This window comes from Shewanella acanthi, assembly GCF_019457475.1.
GTDB classification, from domain to species: domain Bacteria; phylum Pseudomonadota; class Gammaproteobacteria; order Enterobacterales; family Shewanellaceae; genus Shewanella; species Shewanella acanthi.
On record NZ_CP080413.1, the window covers coordinates 592118 to 608363 of the forward strand.

General features: G+C 46.3%; 16 protein-coding genes. 5 read left to right on the top strand and 11 right to left on the bottom strand.

The features are described 5' to 3' along the window. Positions 1–20 precede the first annotated feature (20 nt). Entirely contained in the window at positions 21–986 is a 966-nt protein-coding gene (locus K0H61_RS02520; protein WP_220051202.1) for a zinc transporter ZntB, read from the bottom strand. A gap of 179 nt (positions 987–1165) precedes the next feature. On the opposite strand from K0H61_RS02520, the gene K0H61_RS02525 reads away from it, so the two are divergent. Beyond that, on the top strand, positions 1166–1540 hold the full coding sequence (locus tag K0H61_RS02525; RefSeq protein WP_220051203.1) for a YacL family protein: 375 nt from the start codon (positions 1166–1168) through the stop codon (positions 1538–1540). Between the two features lie 83 nt (positions 1541–1623). Here the strand turns inward: K0H61_RS02525 and K0H61_RS02530 are convergent, their stop codons facing one another. Together K0H61_RS02530 and narQ are read right to left on the bottom strand one after the other, a co-directional pair. Further along, complete coding sequence (locus tag K0H61_RS02530) at positions 1624–2253, bottom strand: response regulator (protein WP_220051204.1); 630 nt, start codon at positions 2251–2253, stop codon at positions 1624–1626. After that, on the bottom strand, positions 2246–4042 hold the full coding sequence (narQ, locus tag K0H61_RS02535) for a nitrate/nitrite two-component system sensor histidine kinase NarQ (RefSeq protein WP_220051205.1): 1797 nt from the start codon (positions 4040–4042) through the stop codon (positions 2246–2248). The genes K0H61_RS02530 and narQ overlap by 8 nt, the downstream gene beginning before the upstream one ends. A 265-nt stretch (positions 4043–4307) precedes the next feature. Between narQ and nrfA the strand changes: the two genes are divergently transcribed. The 3 genes from nrfA (at position 4308) to K0H61_RS02550 (ending at position 8112) form a co-directional block, all read left to right on the top strand. Next, positions 4308–5711 (top strand): ammonia-forming nitrite reductase cytochrome c552 subunit, encoded by a 1404-nt coding sequence (gene nrfA / locus K0H61_RS02540; RefSeq protein ID WP_220051206.1) that lies wholly within the window; start codon positions 4308–4310, stop codon positions 5709–5711. A gap of 301 nt (positions 5712–6012) precedes the next feature. Then, a complete protein-coding gene (locus K0H61_RS02545) occupies positions 6013–6792 on the top strand; it encodes a phosphatase PAP2 family protein (protein ID WP_220051207.1) in 780 nt (259 codons plus the stop codon). Between the two features lie 462 nt (positions 6793–7254). After that, complete coding sequence (locus tag K0H61_RS02550; RefSeq protein ID WP_220051208.1) at positions 7255–8112, top strand: PA4780 family RIO1-like protein kinase; 858 nt, start codon at positions 7255–7257, stop codon at positions 8110–8112. 741 nt (positions 8113–8853) lie between these two features. Here K0H61_RS02550 and K0H61_RS02555 read toward each other — a convergent pair. Continuing rightward, complete coding sequence (locus tag K0H61_RS02555; protein ID WP_220051209.1) at positions 8854–9087, bottom strand: transposase; 234 nt, start codon at positions 9085–9087, stop codon at positions 8854–8856. 662 nt (positions 9088–9749) lie between these two features. Here K0H61_RS02555 and K0H61_RS02560 point away from each other — a divergent pair. Next, entirely contained in the window at positions 9750–10436 is a 687-nt protein-coding gene (locus K0H61_RS02560) for a YiaD family glycine zipper/OmpA-like lipoprotein (protein WP_220051210.1), read from the top strand. Between the two features lie 88 nt (positions 10437–10524). On the opposite strand, the gene mgtE is transcribed toward K0H61_RS02560, so the two are convergent. The 7 genes from mgtE to lptB all read right to left on the bottom strand — a co-directional run bounded on the left by mgtE (position 10525) and on the right by lptB (position 16245). Further along, entirely contained in the window at positions 10525–11892 is a 1368-nt protein-coding gene (gene mgtE, locus K0H61_RS02565) for a magnesium transporter (protein WP_220051211.1), read from the bottom strand. A 165-nt stretch (positions 11893–12057) separates the two neighbouring features. Next, on the bottom strand, positions 12058–12333 hold the full coding sequence (locus K0H61_RS02570; protein ID WP_220051212.1) for an HPr family phosphocarrier protein: 276 nt from the start codon (positions 12331–12333) through the stop codon (positions 12058–12060). Beyond that, entirely contained in the window at positions 12320–13174 is an 855-nt protein-coding gene (gene rapZ / locus K0H61_RS02575; RefSeq protein ID WP_220051213.1) for an RNase adapter RapZ, read from the bottom strand. Before rapZ ends, K0H61_RS02570 begins: the two co-directional genes overlap by 14 nt. Then, positions 13171–13614: a PTS IIA-like nitrogen regulatory protein PtsN gene (ptsN, locus tag K0H61_RS02580; RefSeq protein WP_220051214.1), complete on the bottom strand. Its 444-nt coding sequence runs from the start codon at positions 13612–13614 to the stop codon at positions 13171–13173. The genes rapZ and ptsN overlap by 4 nt, the downstream gene beginning before the upstream one ends. A 2-nt stretch (positions 13615–13616) precedes the next feature. Further along, positions 13617–13904 carry a ribosome hibernation promoting factor gene (gene hpf, locus K0H61_RS02585; protein ID WP_220051215.1) on the bottom strand — a complete coding sequence of 96 codons (288 nt, stop codon included), beginning with the start codon at positions 13902–13904 and terminating at the stop codon, positions 13617–13619. A 28-nt stretch (positions 13905–13932) separates the two neighbouring features. After that, the gene (locus K0H61_RS02590; RefSeq protein WP_220051216.1) at positions 13933–15408 is read right to left on the bottom strand and encodes an RNA polymerase factor sigma-54; all 1476 of its coding nucleotides are present in this window, start codon (positions 15406–15408) and stop codon (positions 13933–13935) included. 105 nt (positions 15409–15513) lie between these two features. Further along, positions 15514–16245 carry an LPS export ABC transporter ATP-binding protein gene (gene lptB / locus K0H61_RS02595; RefSeq protein WP_220051217.1) on the bottom strand — a complete coding sequence of 244 codons (732 nt, stop codon included), beginning with the start codon at positions 16243–16245 and terminating at the stop codon, positions 15514–15516. Position 16246 lies beyond the last annotated feature (1 nt).

Consider the following 16246-nt stretch of genomic DNA (forward strand, 5'->3'; position numbering starts at 1 on the left):
GTTTCATTCGTAATGGGTCATCACAACCACTTAAATCGATAGAAGAGTGCCATTTGTATGGCGACTAGCCCAATCAAAATGGCGCAGAAGGACGCAAAAGCCCATGTGTTGTCTGCACCCGGAATGCCGCCAATATTGACGCCTAATAGCCCAGTTAAAAATCCTAACGGAAGGAAGATTGCTGAGACTAGGGACAGGAAATACAAGCGTTTGTTGAGTTGCTCTGATTGTTGGCTGACAAGCTCTTCCTGAGTCACATTGGCTCTATCACGTAGCGCGTCTAAGTCTTCAATGCTGCGGATAAGTTTATCGGTGATCTCCCGAAGTTTTAATCGCTCGGGACCATTGAGTAGGGTAATTGGTTCAGCGAGCAGTTTTACATAGGCTTCCTTTTGCGGTCCAAGATAACGCCTCAGCGCTACAGTTTTACGACGCAGCTCGGCGATATCGGTTCTGAGATCTTTGACATTCCCAGAGACAACCTGCTCTTCAAGTTCAGAAAGATGTTCCTCAAGGGTATCGATAAACTCGATTTTACGGTTAGTTAACCTGTCGCATAGGGCAATGATGAAATCACCCGTAGTGCTAGGGCCTGCTCCTTCGGTGATAAGCTCTGCCACATCTTTAACTGAAACAAGCTCGCGATCGCAGGTCGAAATGATCCTCTCATTGTCTGCATAGATCCTAATCGCCACCATGTCTTCTGGGGCAGAATCAGGATTTAAGTTGATACCACGCAATGCGAGCAAAACGCCATTGCCAGCAATAACCGCCCTTGGACGGGTATCTTGGGCGAGCAGGGCGTCGGTTTCGACTTTGGTAAGACCGCTACTTAATACCCAGTGGCGAGCTTTTTTATGGCGGTAGCGCAGGTGTACCCAAACTAAGCCATTTTTAGGTTCCCAAGTGTCGAGTTCTTCAGGGCTTAAACTTGAGCCCGCCTTTGGTCCATTGAGCACTAGACTGTAAATAAATCCATCGTGCATGACGCTATCCATTACTGACAAATCTTGTTATCAAGCTACCTGATTTTGCAGTAGAAATGAAGCCTTGCCCCGATCGCTCGATAAGGTCAAATGTAGGTTAACTAGCAAATGCCCTCGCAAGCAACTTGGTATGAAATAGATTAAAATAAGCATTAGTTGAGAAGTAGTGAGAATACCAAATGGAATATGAATTTCGGCGTAATAGTTTGACTGGCACTTTTTTAGCTACATTTAGCATGGACCATGAGGCCATGGGACAATGGTTCTCTGAAGAGTTGGGGCCAGACTTAGCCAAAATTCAGCAAGTGCTGGACGTCATCGTAGAGATCCAAACAGGTAAGTGTGATGCTTGGCGAATGATCGGCGGGGATTTTACCCTCGATCTCGACCAAGAGCAGGCGCGTATTTACGCCAATGCCTTAGGGTTTGAGGAGGAATATGAACTCGAAGAGGCAATGTCTCTCTATGATGCTGAATCCGAGGCCTATTGTGGCCTTGAGGATTTGCAGGAAGCGCTCGTTAGCTGGTACGAGTTTGTGCAAAAGGGACGATAGGTAGCGCTGGTGTATCTGAAGCAAAAAGGCAATCCTCGGATTGCCTTTTTGCTGTTAATAATATGTAAAGTATAAGCTCAGCTTTACTTGTTTAGGTATCTCACCGCCATTTCGGTTCTGGATTTCGCGTTGGCTTTACGGAGCAGGTTTTTCACATGCACTTTGACAGTGCCCTCACTGATATGTAGCTGCTCTGAAATCATTCGATTGCTTAAGCCTTCCGCCAGTTGCTCTAAAATTTGCAGTTCCCTTGGCGTCATATTGGTAAGCCATTCTTCCGCTTCTGGGGCACTTTTTAATTCATCGAGATATTCGGCGACCTCTTTACTAATAACTTGCTTACCCTGCATGGCGGTTTTAAGTTGTTCGAGTAATAAATCAGGCTCGGTATCCTTTAAAAGGTAACCATCTGCACCAGCGCGCAGCAGCCTGATCACGTCCTGTTTAGCATCGGAGACTGTGAGGATCACAATACGAGAAGTGATGCCCTCCTGGCGCATGGCGTTGAGTGTATCTAGTCCTGTCATGCCCTTCATATTGAGATCGAGCAGGATAATATCGGGCTCATCTTCGGCGACACTGCTTAAGGCATCTAGGCCTGCGCCTACTTCTCCGAACAAACTAAAGTCGGGATCCGAGGCGATCAATTGGCAGATACCTTTGCGAAGCAAAGGGTGGTCGTCGACCACTAATACGGAATAGGGTTTACCCATTAGTTGACTCCTGTTGCGATGGGAAAATCAGAGTGACTTTAGTTCCCATTGGGCTATTCAAGTCGCAGTCTTCTTCAGTGTTATGAATGACCTGATTTTTTAAATTGGTGTTGTTAGCAATATCTTTGCGGAGAAACTCGTCATTATCACTAAACTCGACCGCCCCCCCGAGTTTGCTCGCGCGTTCGTGCATTATCCCAATGCCAAAATGCTGATCCCGCTCCTTTAGATAACCTAATCCAATACCATCGTCACTTACGCTGATATTGACCATACCATGGTCATCCTTGAAGCAGCGAATATTGATACGACTGGCATCAGCATGCTTGATGGCATTAAGCGTGGCTTCGCGGGTGATCTGCAAAATGTGAATATGCTGCTTAGCCTCAAGCCACTGGGGCGAGAGCTTGTAATCCAAAAAAATTGTGGCGTCGGTTTTAGTCCTTAGTTGTACTAGCATGGCTTCCATTGCGTTTTTCAAATTGGGCTCTTTGATGGTGAGCCTAAAGGTGGAAAGCAGTTCTCGCAGCTGCGCATAGGCGGTGCTCACACCTTCATTAATTTCATTCAGTTGATTTTCGACAGCAGGACCGCGGCAAGCTTGATCGAGATTTTTACGTAGCAGACTGATTTGGATTTTAAGGAAAGATAATACCTGTCCAAGTGAATCATGCAGTTCGCGGGCGATCACGCCGCGTTCTTCCATTAATGCCAACTGCTGTCGTTGCTCGGTAGCGTTATGGATAACAATAGAGCGGGTGAGCATAATAGCGAAATTTTTAAACAGCAGCGTATTCGGTTCCTGCGCAGATATCAGCTCTAGATAACCAAGGTTGACGTCATCTAGTTGCAGCGGATAACGGGTAGTTTCAACGGCTAATTCAGGCCAGCCGCCTTCGGCTTCAACCACTTCGAGTTCCTGCTCTGGGTACTGAATAATCAGACGCAAATAGTCAATGGATTCGTAGTCTTTTAGTTGATCCAGTGCCGACTTTAATGCCTTGTAATCTAATTTTTTCGCATTAAGAGTCAGCAGATTATCGTATAAAAAGGCCAATTCGTTGTTCGCTCGGGTAAGGGCTACGGTCTTTTCTTCTACTTGGGATTCTAAATTGCCGTAGAGGGTTGCGAGTTCCCTCGCGGTTTTTTGTAGCGCATCGGTCAACGCCCTGAGTTCCACATATTCGGTTTCTGGCATTTCCACTTCAAAGTCACCCTTAGAAATGGTGTTTGCCGACTCCATTAATTGTTGAAGCGGCACCACGACTTTACGCTTGGTAAAACGTACCGCGTAGAAGGCAATAAGCAGCATCATACCAAGGCCGATAATTTGAGCTGCGACCAGCAATTTGAGTTTAAAGGCGGCGTGATGCTCCATTTCGAGCACAAATAAATCGATGGTATCGACAAAGTCCTTGAGTGATGCGGCGTAATCGCGGGAGTTCTCAGTAATTATAAAATCTTTCATTACCAACCACTTATCGATTACTAGCTGGTATTGGTGGGTGATGACATCTGGGATTAACCAGCCGCGCGAAGGATTGAGCTCGTCTGAGTACAAAGTACTTTCAAATTCGGCCATCTTTTGGTGGGCGGCCTCACTGCCTGAGTTGGCGTAAAACATCAGTCGATAGCTTTGCATCCTAAGTGATCCAGAGGCGTTGATCGCTTTAGCGTCCCCGAGGCTGTAAGACAAATTGATGATTGAGAAGATAGCAAGGCTGCTAGATAGCAAAATCAGTACTAACATTAATCCCAGTATTTTTCCTGGCAGGCTGCCTCGAGTCATCGTTTTGCTATCCAGTAGATGGCCTATCTTGGCCGGGTAATAGACCACGCCTTAGTGGTTCTTTAGGTTGTGTTTTACATAAGAAAATCATGTACTACATTAGCTAAAATGTAAAAGTGTGAGCAGCAACACTATTGCATATTGATCTAACGCAAACTTTGTTTGAGATATCCCTAAAGAGGTATGTCTTTGGTAAGGGTAACTCACTAACTTTGGTCTTGGAGATGTCGTGGACTGATTAAAAATAAAGCAACACGGAGATGAGATGATGAAAATGGTGACTGGTAAATCCTTTGCACTGAGTGCATTGGTCGCCGCAAGCTTCATGGCTGCGGGTGCAATGGCGAGCGATAAAACTGAGCCGCGCAACGAAGTATATAAAGATAAGTTTTCAAATCAATATAATAGCTGGCATGACACAGCTAAAAGCGAAGAGATTACTGATGCCCTAGCCGGTGATCCAAGTTTAGTGGTACTTTGGGCCGGTTATGGTTTCGCTAAAGATTACAACGCGCCACGTGGGCATATGTACGCCGTTACCGATCTGCGTAACACCCTGCGTACTGGAGCTCCTGCCAATGCTGAAGATGGTCCAATGCCAATGGCATGTTGGAGCTGTAAGAGCCCTGACGTTCCTCGCTTAATTGAGGAGCAAGGCGAAGATGGTTATTTCAAAGGTAAATGGGCTAAAGGCGGCGCCGAAGTGGTTAACACTATCGGTTGTAGCGACTGCCATGAAAAAGGTTCACCCAAATTACGTATCTCACGTCCATTTGCTGAGCGTGGTATGGAAGCGCTAGGCACTCCATTCGATAAAGCCTCGAAAAAAGACAAGCAATCTATGGTTTGCGGTCAGTGCCACGTTGAGTACTATTTTGAGAAGAAAGAAGATCGTAAGGGCTTCGTGAAATTCCCATGGGATTCAGGCACCACTGTTGAGCAAATGGAAGCCTACTACGATGCAATTGATTTCTCTGATTGGACACATGCACTGTCTAAAACCCCAATGCTGAAGGCACAACATCCAGGTTATGAAACTTGGAAACTGGGTGTACACGGTAAGAACGATGTAAGCTGTGTTGACTGCCACATGCCTAAAGTGACTAATGACGCTGGTCGTAAGTACACAGATCATAAAGTGGGTAACCCATTTGATCGTTTCGATGAAACCTGTGCGACTTGCCATAGCCAAAGCAAAGAGTTCTTAGAAGGCATCACCAAAGAGCGTTATGCCAAAGTGAAAGAGCTGAAAGCGCGCGCCGAAGGTCAATTAGTAAAAGCGCACTTTGAAGCGGCTAAAGCGTGGGAAGTGGGTGCAACTGAGGCTGAGATGAAGGCAATTCTCACTGATATCCGTCACGCTCAATGGCGCTGGGACTTCGCGATTGCATCACACGGTGTGGCGGCCCATGCTCCGGAAGAAGCCCTGCGTATCCTTGGTACTGCGGTAGATAAAGCGGCCGATGCCCGTGTTAAATTGGCACAGCTGTTAGCGACTAAGGGCATTACAGCACCTGTGGCGATTCCAGATATCTCTACCAAAGCAAAAGCACAAGCGGCTATCGGTATGGATATGGATAAAATGAATGCCGAAAAAGCAAACTTCAAAAAAGAAGTGTTACCTAAGTGGGATGCTGAAGCGAAAAAACGCGAAGCAACCTACAAGTAATCCGCTAACTTAAGCGTAATATTTGAACTAAAGCCCCCGCAGAAATGCGGGGGCTTTTTGTTTGTGCTTTATCCCTTCGATTCGACTTATATTTTCTAGTTCTGAAGTTGTTTTAATGAGTGGTTTTTCTCTTAACTTACTATTCGCATAATTAATTTTGGCCTTAGATCAGGGAGTGAATGCCGTAATCTGGTTTTTGGCGATGAGGGTATTAGCCGAAGAGTCTTAAGTTTTCGATAAGAATTTATCAGTACTTTGATTGAAGGCTTGGGGCAATTGGATCGACTGAGTGCATAACAATATGACTGAAAATGTTAGGAAGACATTTCTCGGATTTGCCAAGGAAAGATTACTACTACCGATATTGGCTTTTGCAGTTGTCATCTTTGTTTTGGAAATGACTAATGCGGATATGCGTTGGGAGAGCACACTATTTCATTGGGAGGGGGGAGTCAAATCATGGCCATTAAGGGGGCATTGGCTAACTCAGACGATATTGCATACCTTTGGCCGAGATGTAGTGTTGCTGCTGTCGTTTGTGGTTTTGATAGGGGTAGGTTTAAGTTTGCGTAATCCTTGGTTAAGACCCTACCGACGGGGGTTAAGCTATTTGTTTACCAGTGTACTTGCCAGCGTGTTGCTCGTGCGTATTGGTAAGGCTATCACTCACATGACTTGCCCTTGGGATGTTGTTGAATTTGGCGGCCATATGCTGCATTCCTCCCTGTTTGCTACATTGCCAGAGGGGGCTGCTTATGGCCAATGCTTCCCAGGCGGTCATTCAAGCGGTGGCTTCGCTTGGGTTGCGCTGTTTTACTTTTTTAAAGAGTATCAACCTCGATATGCCAAGGCGGGGTTAATCTTCGGTCTAGCACTCGGGTCTGTATTTGGCTTTACCCAGGAGTTACGCGGCGCACATTTCCTAAGCCATGATCTTTGGAGCCTAGCCGTCGCGTGGATATGTGCAAGCCTGCTCTATTATGGTTTCTTTCTATGGCGACCTAGTGCAAGAAGTATCGAACGCTTTCAAACTTCAAATGTAATTAAGACAGCAGCATTAGATAAATCAATGACCAAGTAAGCAGATAATGTCATCCAATAAAAGCACTAAAGAGTAAGTGCTGTTTTTGGTTATTGCTTGGTTCGATATAAAGCAAACCTATTACATTTGCCCATCTAAGTACTTCACGTCATTATCCACACGGTATTGCTGTTGATGACTACCTGAAAATTCAGCCACTCCACCGATTCAAAAGATCTGAAATTAGGCTTATTGTCTAATCGTTTTTTCTGGCGAGGTGAAAGTAAAATTGAACCGATAATCAGATTAAGTATCTGTACAGCCAATTTAGGTTAGTTTTTACAACGCTGACTAAATTCAGAATAGGGGAGATCTAGACTTGTATTCCCTAGCTAGGTGCTTTAGTTTTGACTAAATTCCGATATTCGCCCGAATTTCTTCGCCTATCATCCTTAGGAGACTGTTTTGATATGAAGATTGGCCCTGTTTTCTTGCTAACTAAGCGCAAGGTGTAAGCTCCCCATGAAAACACCGAAACGAATCCAGCCCCTAGTCGATGAAGGACTTGTCGACGAAGTCATCAGTCAGTTAATGAGTGGTAAGGAAGCGACAGTGTATGTAGTACGTTGTGGCGAGGAAATTCGTTGTGCCAAGGTATACAAGGAAGCGGACAAACGCAGCTTCAAACAGGCTGTTCAGTATCAAGAAGGGCGCAAGGTGCGAAATAGTCGCCGAGCTCGGGCGATGGAAAAGGGCTCTAAATTTGGCCGAGAACAGATGGAGGAGGCGTGGCAGAATGCTGAAGTTGATGCACTTTTCCGCCTAGCCCATGCAGGTGTACGCGTGCCAACACCCTATGGTTGTTATGATGGTGTGCTGTTGATGGAGTTAGTGACCGACAGTGAGGGCCATGTTGCGCCACGCCTCAATGATGTATCCCTTAGCCCCGAAAAAGCTATACAGGATCATTCCTTGGTGATGACCTATGTAAAACGCATGCTCTGTGCCGGTTTAGTGCATGGCGATCTTTCAGAATTCAATGTATTAGTCGATGATAATGGGCCTGTGATTATCGATTTACCCCAAGCGGTTGATGCGGCAGCAAATAACCACGCAAAATGGATGCTCGCCCGAGATATCGATAATATGACCCAATATTATGCTCAATTCGCCCCTGAACTGTTAAGGACTCAATATGCCAAGGAAATGTGGGCATTGTTTGAGGCGGGTAGCCTTAAACCCGACACGGTTCTCACGGGGAAATTTAACGAGACGTTAGTCGAGGCGGATGTCGATTCCGTGCTTGAGGAAATTCAGGCCGCTTTTGAGGATGCTCAAGCGCGTAAACTGCGTATTCAAGAGGCTAATGACGGCTACTAATCACTGTTCATCGTTTTAAAATCAACATTCTAAAAGGCGCTATTAAAGCGTCTTTTTATTTGTCTAGTGCGTGTTGGGTGTATGGAAGAAGTGCTTCTTTCTGCTGCCATCCTTGGCCAATAGCCCTAAAAGGGCGAAATAAAAGGACAAGACCAGAGAGAGAAATATGCGATTCTGTGGGGAGCGCTATCTACATATTTGATCTTTGGGGGAGATAACTCCCTCGTGTCTTGCCGAAACTTATCCATATCAGCATTATCCTCCTTGGCTGATAGGTTGAGATCCACTGCGATCTCTGAATAAAAGGACAAGACCCAAGAGGGTAATATGTTCGTGACTTGGGGGAGCACAACTCACATATTTGATCTTTGGGGGAGATAACTCCCTCTAAGAGCCTTGTCAAAACCGTTACATCTTGGTGCTTTTCAATATTCCCACTCGGCGAGATTGAAAAGTGACAGAGCCGGACAGTAAACAGCACAGTTGTTTTTGTTATTTGTACGATTTATATCTCGGTTCGTTGGGGAGCGATGAAAGATGCCCGTCCGACCCTGTCTAAACTGTTAGCTTGTCTTTATGCCCTTTGGTTCAGGTTCAGCCATTGGGATGACAAGGCCGGACATTAATTGGCGCTGTTATTAAGTTTTTTAGCACATCTTGCACTTCGCTTACCTTCCTGTAATCGACGAAATGAGATTTTTTGTCCGGCCTTGTCTATTCAGTTACCTTAGGTTTTATCCGTTAACCTATGGTGCGTAACTCGCTGCTGAGCTGTTTTATTCTCTTTTGTAGCTGGGCGATTTCATTGACCAGCGCACATTCTCTTTGTTGTGGTTTAAGATCGCTTTCTCTAACCCACTGGTAAACAGCTTTTGCGGAAATGCCGTACTGTCGCGCCACATCAGAGAGTAATCTGCCTCTGACTTTCACTTCAAAAATGACGTCTTGTTTGAGATTGTGTTCGGCGATACCCATGGGGAATTCCTCTTAACGCTTTTAAACAGTTGGTTTTTTTGATAGTTTCCTTTAGTGATTAGCGACGCTGTTCGATATCCCACTGGCTAAGCCCGACATGGCATAATGCAAACCATTCATGGCGACACAGGGTGATAAGTTTCATAAGGTGTTTCATCTTTACCTCCTCAACCCCAGCAATATCAGGGATTGTGCTTCGATTTAAGTGCATTAAAACTGCACCCAGATTAACGTCCTTCGCTGTAAAACAGTCTTTAGGTTTGTGAGTCCCTGGGTATTTCCCAAATTAGCTCAGCTACCTATTTATTGGTATGTAAGATTCGTGCCAATATTCTAAAAAAATATTTTGTATTATAAATCATATATTTGTGAGAGTGTTTCAAACGATGTTAATTTTTATGCGTGGCTGAAACGGTGCAGGCTGCACTATTTTAGTGCTTTGACTCGAATTGTTATTTTATTGTTGTTCAAATGTTTCTTAACGGTGTTTTTAATGACAAAAATCCGACTAAAGCATTGCTATTCATCAATAAAGATTGTTTGAGGACAGAATGTTTATATACTGGCTTTTTTTCGCGGCGTCCCGGGATGGATTGCCCATGCCCTCGCGGTTTGCTGGCATTTTGCGGTAATAACAATCATCAATGATGTTGAGGTTTTTAATGATGAAGTTTTCAATGAATTCATTGCCAACGGCTAAATTGGCCGTTGTTGTGTTAAGCAGTGCATTAATTGCATCTGGTTGTTCGACGATTAATCCATACACTAACGAAGAGCAAACTTCTAAAGCGGCGACTGGCTCGATTATTGGTGCCGTTGCTGGTGCTGCGATTGGTGTAGCTTCATCGAGTAAGAAAGATCGCGGCAAGGGCGCGCTGATAGGTGCTGCATCGGGTGCTGCCGTTGGTGGTGGTATTGGTTACTACATGGATGTGCAAGAAGCCAAGTTACGCCAGCAATTGGCATCAACGGGCGTGAGTGTGACCCGTGATGGCGACAATATTGTGTTAAATATGCCAAACGAAGTGACCTTTGCGGTGGATCAAACCGAGCTGAATGATGGCGCTAAAAACGTATTGAATTCTGTTGCGCTGGTGGCCAAGGAATACAATAAGACCCAACTCAATGTATTAGGTTATACCGACAGCAGTGGTTCGGACTCCTATAACCTGCGCCTATCACAGGTGCGCGCCGGTGAAGTCGGTAACTACCTGACGACTAAAGGTGTTGAATCAGCACGTGTCAGTACAAGGGGCATGGGTAAAGCAAGCCCAATCGCTTCTAACAACACCGCGGAAGGCCGTGCACAAAACCGCCGCGTTGAAATCGTATTAACGCCAACCTCTTAATGACGTTGCTACAGCGCTAACTTCGTTGGCGTCGTGTTTTGTAAATAAAAAGTCGCCAATTGGCGACTTTTTATTTTGAGTTAGCGGACTAGCCGTGCATTAGATACAAGGTTGCAAGGCCTAGGAAGGCAAATAGCCCTATCACGTCAGTAACCGTGGTCAGTACCATGCCGCCAGCGAGTGCAGGGTCAACATTGAAGCGCTTTAGGATGAGCGGAATACTGGCTCCAGCAAGGCCCGCTACCGTCATATTGATAAGCATAGCGCCACCAATAAGGCTTGCGAGTGCAATATCATGCTTCCAAATAAAGACTGCGATAAACACTAAAATCGACCACATTAAGCCGTTTAGAAAGCCAATAGCGAGTTCCTTTCCGATGAGCCAGCGGGCATTACTCTGGCCTATATGCCCAAGGGCAATACCGCGGATAACCAGCGCTAGGGTTTGATTGCCAGCGACTCCACCCATACTCGGTACTATCGTCATTAGAATGGCAATAGTTGCAAACTGCTCTATGGTGCCTTCAAACATATTGCTGACAGAAGATGCAAGCAGTGCGGCAAACAGGTTGATGGTCAGCCACAGTGAGCGTCTAAAGGTACTTTTGAATACGGGGGCGAAGGTGTCTTCATCGTCATCCATCCCCGCCATCCCCATCATTGAATGCTCGGCATCTTCGCGGATAACATCGACCACATCATCAATGGTTATCCTTCCAAGCAACTTGCCTTCACTATCCACAACAGGCGCCGATACCCAGTCGTGACGCTCGAACAGCTGTGCCACTTCACTGTCGGACATGCCCACGGGAATGCTTTCGATATCGGTATCGATAATGCTGCTGATATGGGTGTTGGGATCGCACGTGAGCAGATCAGCAAGTTTCACCCCGCCAAGTACTCGGTCGTGTTTATCCACCACATAGAGGGTATCTGTGGTGTCTGGCAAGTTGCCGCGTTGTCGAAGATAACGCAGAACCACATCAATATTGACATCGGGTCTTAGGGTGACTGTGTCAGTATTCATTAAACTGCCAGCTGTCTCGTCGGGGTAGGACAGGGCTTGTTCAACCCGCTGACGATTTTGCAGACTCATCGATTGCAATACTTGCTTATACACAGTGTCCGGCAAGCTTCTGAGAATATAGGCAAGATCATCGGTATCCATACTGGCGGTGGCCTTTGCGACACGCTCTGGACTCATTGAACGGATAAGCGGATCTTTGAGCTCTTCACCAAGCTCATCTAACACATCGCCAAGCTGCTCCTGATCGATAAGCTGGGATAACACTTGACGCGCTTTAGGGGGCGTAGATTCTAAAATTAGGGCGATGTCCGATGCGGCCATGTTTTGTAGCATCTGCCTCACGTGCACAAACATGCCACTGTTGAGCGCTTGGCTCAGCTGATCGAGGCGTTGGCCGACTTGTAGACTATCCGAGGCTTCTACGGGCATTTGTCCTCCAGAATGACGGCCAAGGTGATGGCGTTGGGAAAATTAGGACGTAGGATTATTTATATTGTAATTGAGCAGTGAAGAAAGCGTCGAGCTATAAACATCACAGAGTGAAATTAACTTACTGAAATTAAATAGGCTGTTAGGTTATCTGGATGGGGAGTCTTAGCAGGCTTCGTCGAACTTGGCGTCGATTAAGGCGCAAATGGCATCGAGCGCAGCTTCGGCATCCGGGCCTTCGGCAATTAATTTGATGGTTTTACCCATGCCAGTTTCGAGCATTAATAGACCAAGTACACTGGCGGCTGAGGCTTGTTTCTCACCTTGAATTAATGTGATGCTGGCATCGAACTCTGAGGCGAGCACGACTAATTTGGTTGCGGCTCGGGCATGGAGGCCGAGTTTATTGCAAATGGTGACTTGGCGTTCAAGCTTTGGCATTAGTCAGTTCCCGATGGCGTGCATTGACTTGATGTTTACCGTTACTGAAGCGTTTAGCCAGTTGCTCAGCTATATAGACAGATCGGTGTTGTCCACCCGTACAGCCAATGGCTATGGTCAAATAGCTGCGGTTATTGCGCTCAAGGTGGGGTAACCAAGTTTCGAGTAGATTCTCAATCTGCCAAATAAACTTATTGACTAAGGGTTGGCGATTTAAAAACTCTGCCACGGGTTCGTCTAAGCCCGTTAATGGCCTAAGTTCTGCTTCCCAGTGGGGATTTGGTAAAAAACGCACATCAAACATAAAGTCGGCTTCGGTGGGCATGCCGTGCTTAAAGCCAAATGATTCGAAATTGATCACCAGTTCTTTATCGACACTGCCGAGCAGAATTTGCCGAACCTGATCGCTGAGTTCATAGATATTCAAGTTAGAGGTATCTATGTAGTGATCCATCTGCTGCGATAAAGGCTCAAGCAATTTACCTTCAAGCTTAATGGCTTCCTGCAGTGAGACGCGGCTCTTAGACAAGGGGTGCAAGCGCCGGGTTTCGCTGTAGCGTTTGAGCAGGACTTTATCGCTGGAATTGAGGAAGAAGCTGATAAGTTCAGTGCCATCGGCGAGACTTGCGAGTTGTTTTTCCAACTCTTTGTCTTGCTCTGGCAAGTTACGCACGTCGACACTGATGGCGACGAGATCGTTACTGCCCTTGAGCTGCCCAAGTAAACTGCCGATTAAGGGTAATGGAAGATTATCGACGCAGTAATAGCCGAGATCTTCGAGCACCCTTAGTGCGACAGATTTTCCTGAGCCAGAGCGCCCAGACACTATAACCAGTTTCATCCAGTGATTACCTGATAGAGTTCCGTTTCATCATGGGTTTTGCGTAATTGCTTCAAAACCTGTTTGTCGCTCAGGCGCTCGGCCATCGATGACAGGGTACTTAAGTGCTGCTGACACTGTTCAGCAGGCACAAGCAGTGCAAATAAAATATCAACCGGTTGCTTGTCGATAGCGTCAAAAGCTATCGGTTCCTCACATTTAACGAGTATTGCTATGGGTTGTGCTATATCGGTTAATCTGCCATGTGGAATGGCGATACCGTTACCTATACCTGTGCTCCCCATCTTTTCGCGTGCCACTAGGCTTTCGAATATCTCTTGAGATGAGAGGGTTGGGTACTGGGCAGCGGCTAAGTCGCTGATGAGTTCCAGTACCTTTTTCTTACTGCCCGGAGTGGCGCAGGTTGTGCATTCCGGCCGCAGTATGGTACGAAGTTCCATTGTTAGTGTTTTGTTAACTTCTCTTTGTGTTTAATAACCTGACGATCAAGCTTGTCTATCAGGACGTCTATGGCAGCATACATGTCCGCATGCTCTGAAGTCGCGAAGACTTCACCACCGGTGAGATTGATCCTTGCTTCGGCGATTTGTTGCATTTTCTCAACATTGAGTACAACGTGCACATTATTGATCTGTTCGAAATGACGTTCAAGTTTTGAAAACTTTTCCTCTACATATGCCCGTAAAGATTCTGTTATCTCGACATGGTGTCCACTCAGGTTAATTTGCATAGAAACGTCCTCCGATATCCACTGTAGGTTATAAACTTTTACGCTGGTTGGATGGGGGGATCAGCATCGCTTCTCGATACTTCGCAATCGTTCTTCGGGCGACGTTAATTCCCTGTTCGGCCAGAAGTTGTGCCATCTTGCTATCGCTCAGAGGCTTCTTCTGATTTTCCGCCGCAACCAGTTTCTTAATAAAAGCTCTGATTGCTGTGGATGAACACTCACCGCCATCGTCGGTGCCGACGTGGCTTGAGAAGAAATATTTTAGTTCAAAAAGTCCCTTTGGGGTATGCATATACTTTTGGGTAGTCACCCGTGAAATGGTCGACTCGTGCATTTCAACGGCTTCGGCAATATCGTTCAGAACCATAGGCTTCATGGCTTCTTCACCGTATTCGAAGAAACCTTGCTGATACTGCACAATGCAATTTGCCACCTTAAGAAGAGTGTCGTTACGACTCTCTAGACTCTTAATAAACCACTTGGCTTCCTGCAGATGACCACGGATAAACTGACTATCAGATTGATTTTTACTGCTGCGAGCCATTGCTGCATACTGTTGATTAACATTGATTTTTGGCATGCAATCCGGATTGAGCTCGACGACCCAACGACCATTTTTCTTCGACACTGAGACATCGGGTACAACGTATTCTTCATCTATTGGGGTGATTAATAAACCAGGACGAGGGTTAAGGGTTTGGATAAGGGCAATGCTATCGCGCAGATCATCTTCCTTAAGCTTGGTCTTTCGCATCAACAATCTAAAATCGCGGGCAGCGATCAGATCCAAGTGTTCCTTGATCAGCATGCGAGCGTTATCTAGTTGAGGTGTATCAGGCGAAAAGTGAGATAATTGGATCAGCAGACACTCGCTTAAATCCCTTGCCGCGACACCGAGAGGATCGAAATGTTGGATACGCTTCAATACCGCTTCGACTTCATCGAGTTCGATATCCGGATTACCCATGGCCTCGAGAATCTCTTCGGTGCTCTGGGTCAGATAGCCCTGATCGTCGATAGCATCGATGATTGCGGTGGCAATTGCCATATCGGTGTCGGAGAAGGGGGTGAGATTTTTTTGCCACTCTAAGTGTTCGTAAAGCCCTTCGCTGGTTTCGCCTTGAAAGGGCATATCGTCTTCTCGGCTGCCACCAGGGCCGGCATTGGATGAGGCGGTGTAGACTTCATCCCAAGTCGTATCTATGGGAAGTTCGTCGGGCATGGAATCCTTAGTTAAGGATTCGGCGATATCGACGGCAGAATTATCCTGCTCGGGTGGAAGGGCGCTGGCTTCGCTGAAATCAGTATCGGCGATGGCCTGATTGCGGTCACTCGATGCGTCAAATTGCTCCTCTTCCAGCTCGAGAAGAGGATTTGAGTCTAAGGCTTGCTGGATCTCTTGCTGCAATTCCAATGACGACAATTGTAACAGGCGAATTGCCTGTTGTAGTTGTGGCGTCATTGTTAACTGTTGACCCAGTTTGAGCTGGAGTGACGCTTTCATGCTACCGCTGATCCCTACGTTATAATTTTGAATTTAGGTTACTTGTTATCTTTTTGATTGAGTCAAGAGACCTAAAATTCAAGGAGTTTGGCTCTGTTTTAGTAACTATAGCCTGAATTGTTCACCTAAGTACACAGCCCTAACTTGCTGATTGTTTAAGATCTCTGCGGGTGTCCCCTCTGCGATCAGGTTTCCGTGACTCACGATATAGGCATGCTCACACACGTCTAAGGTTTCGCGCACGTTGTGGTCGGTGATCAGCACTCCAAGCCCACGACTTTTGAGCTGTTCAATGATCTTCTTGATGTCGATAACCGAAATTGGGTCAACCCCGGCAAAGGGTTCATCGAGCAGAATAAACTTAGGATTTGCGGCAAGGGCGCGGGCAATTTCTACCCGGCGGCGTTCACCACCCGACAGTGACATGCCTTGGCTGTCACGAATATGGGTAATGTGGAATTCTTCCAAAAGATGTTCTAGCTCTTCAATCCGTTGCTCGTTATTGAGTTCTTTGCGGGTTTGCAGCACCGCCATGATGTTGTCGTGCACGGTGAGCTTACGGAAAATACTGGCTTCCTGTGGCAGATAACCAATCCCTTTACGGGCCCGTAAATGCATAGGATCGGCGGTTAAGTCATCGTTATCGATAAAGATACTGCCCTTATCGCTTTTGACCAGACCGACAACCATGTAGAAAGTGGTGGTTTTGCCAGCGCCATTTGGGCCGAGGAGCCCGACTACTTGCCCAGTTTTTACCGTGAGGCTGACATCTTTAACGACCTGACGACTCTTATAGCTTTTGGCCAGATTTTGGGCTTTTAAGGTAATTTGGGTCATT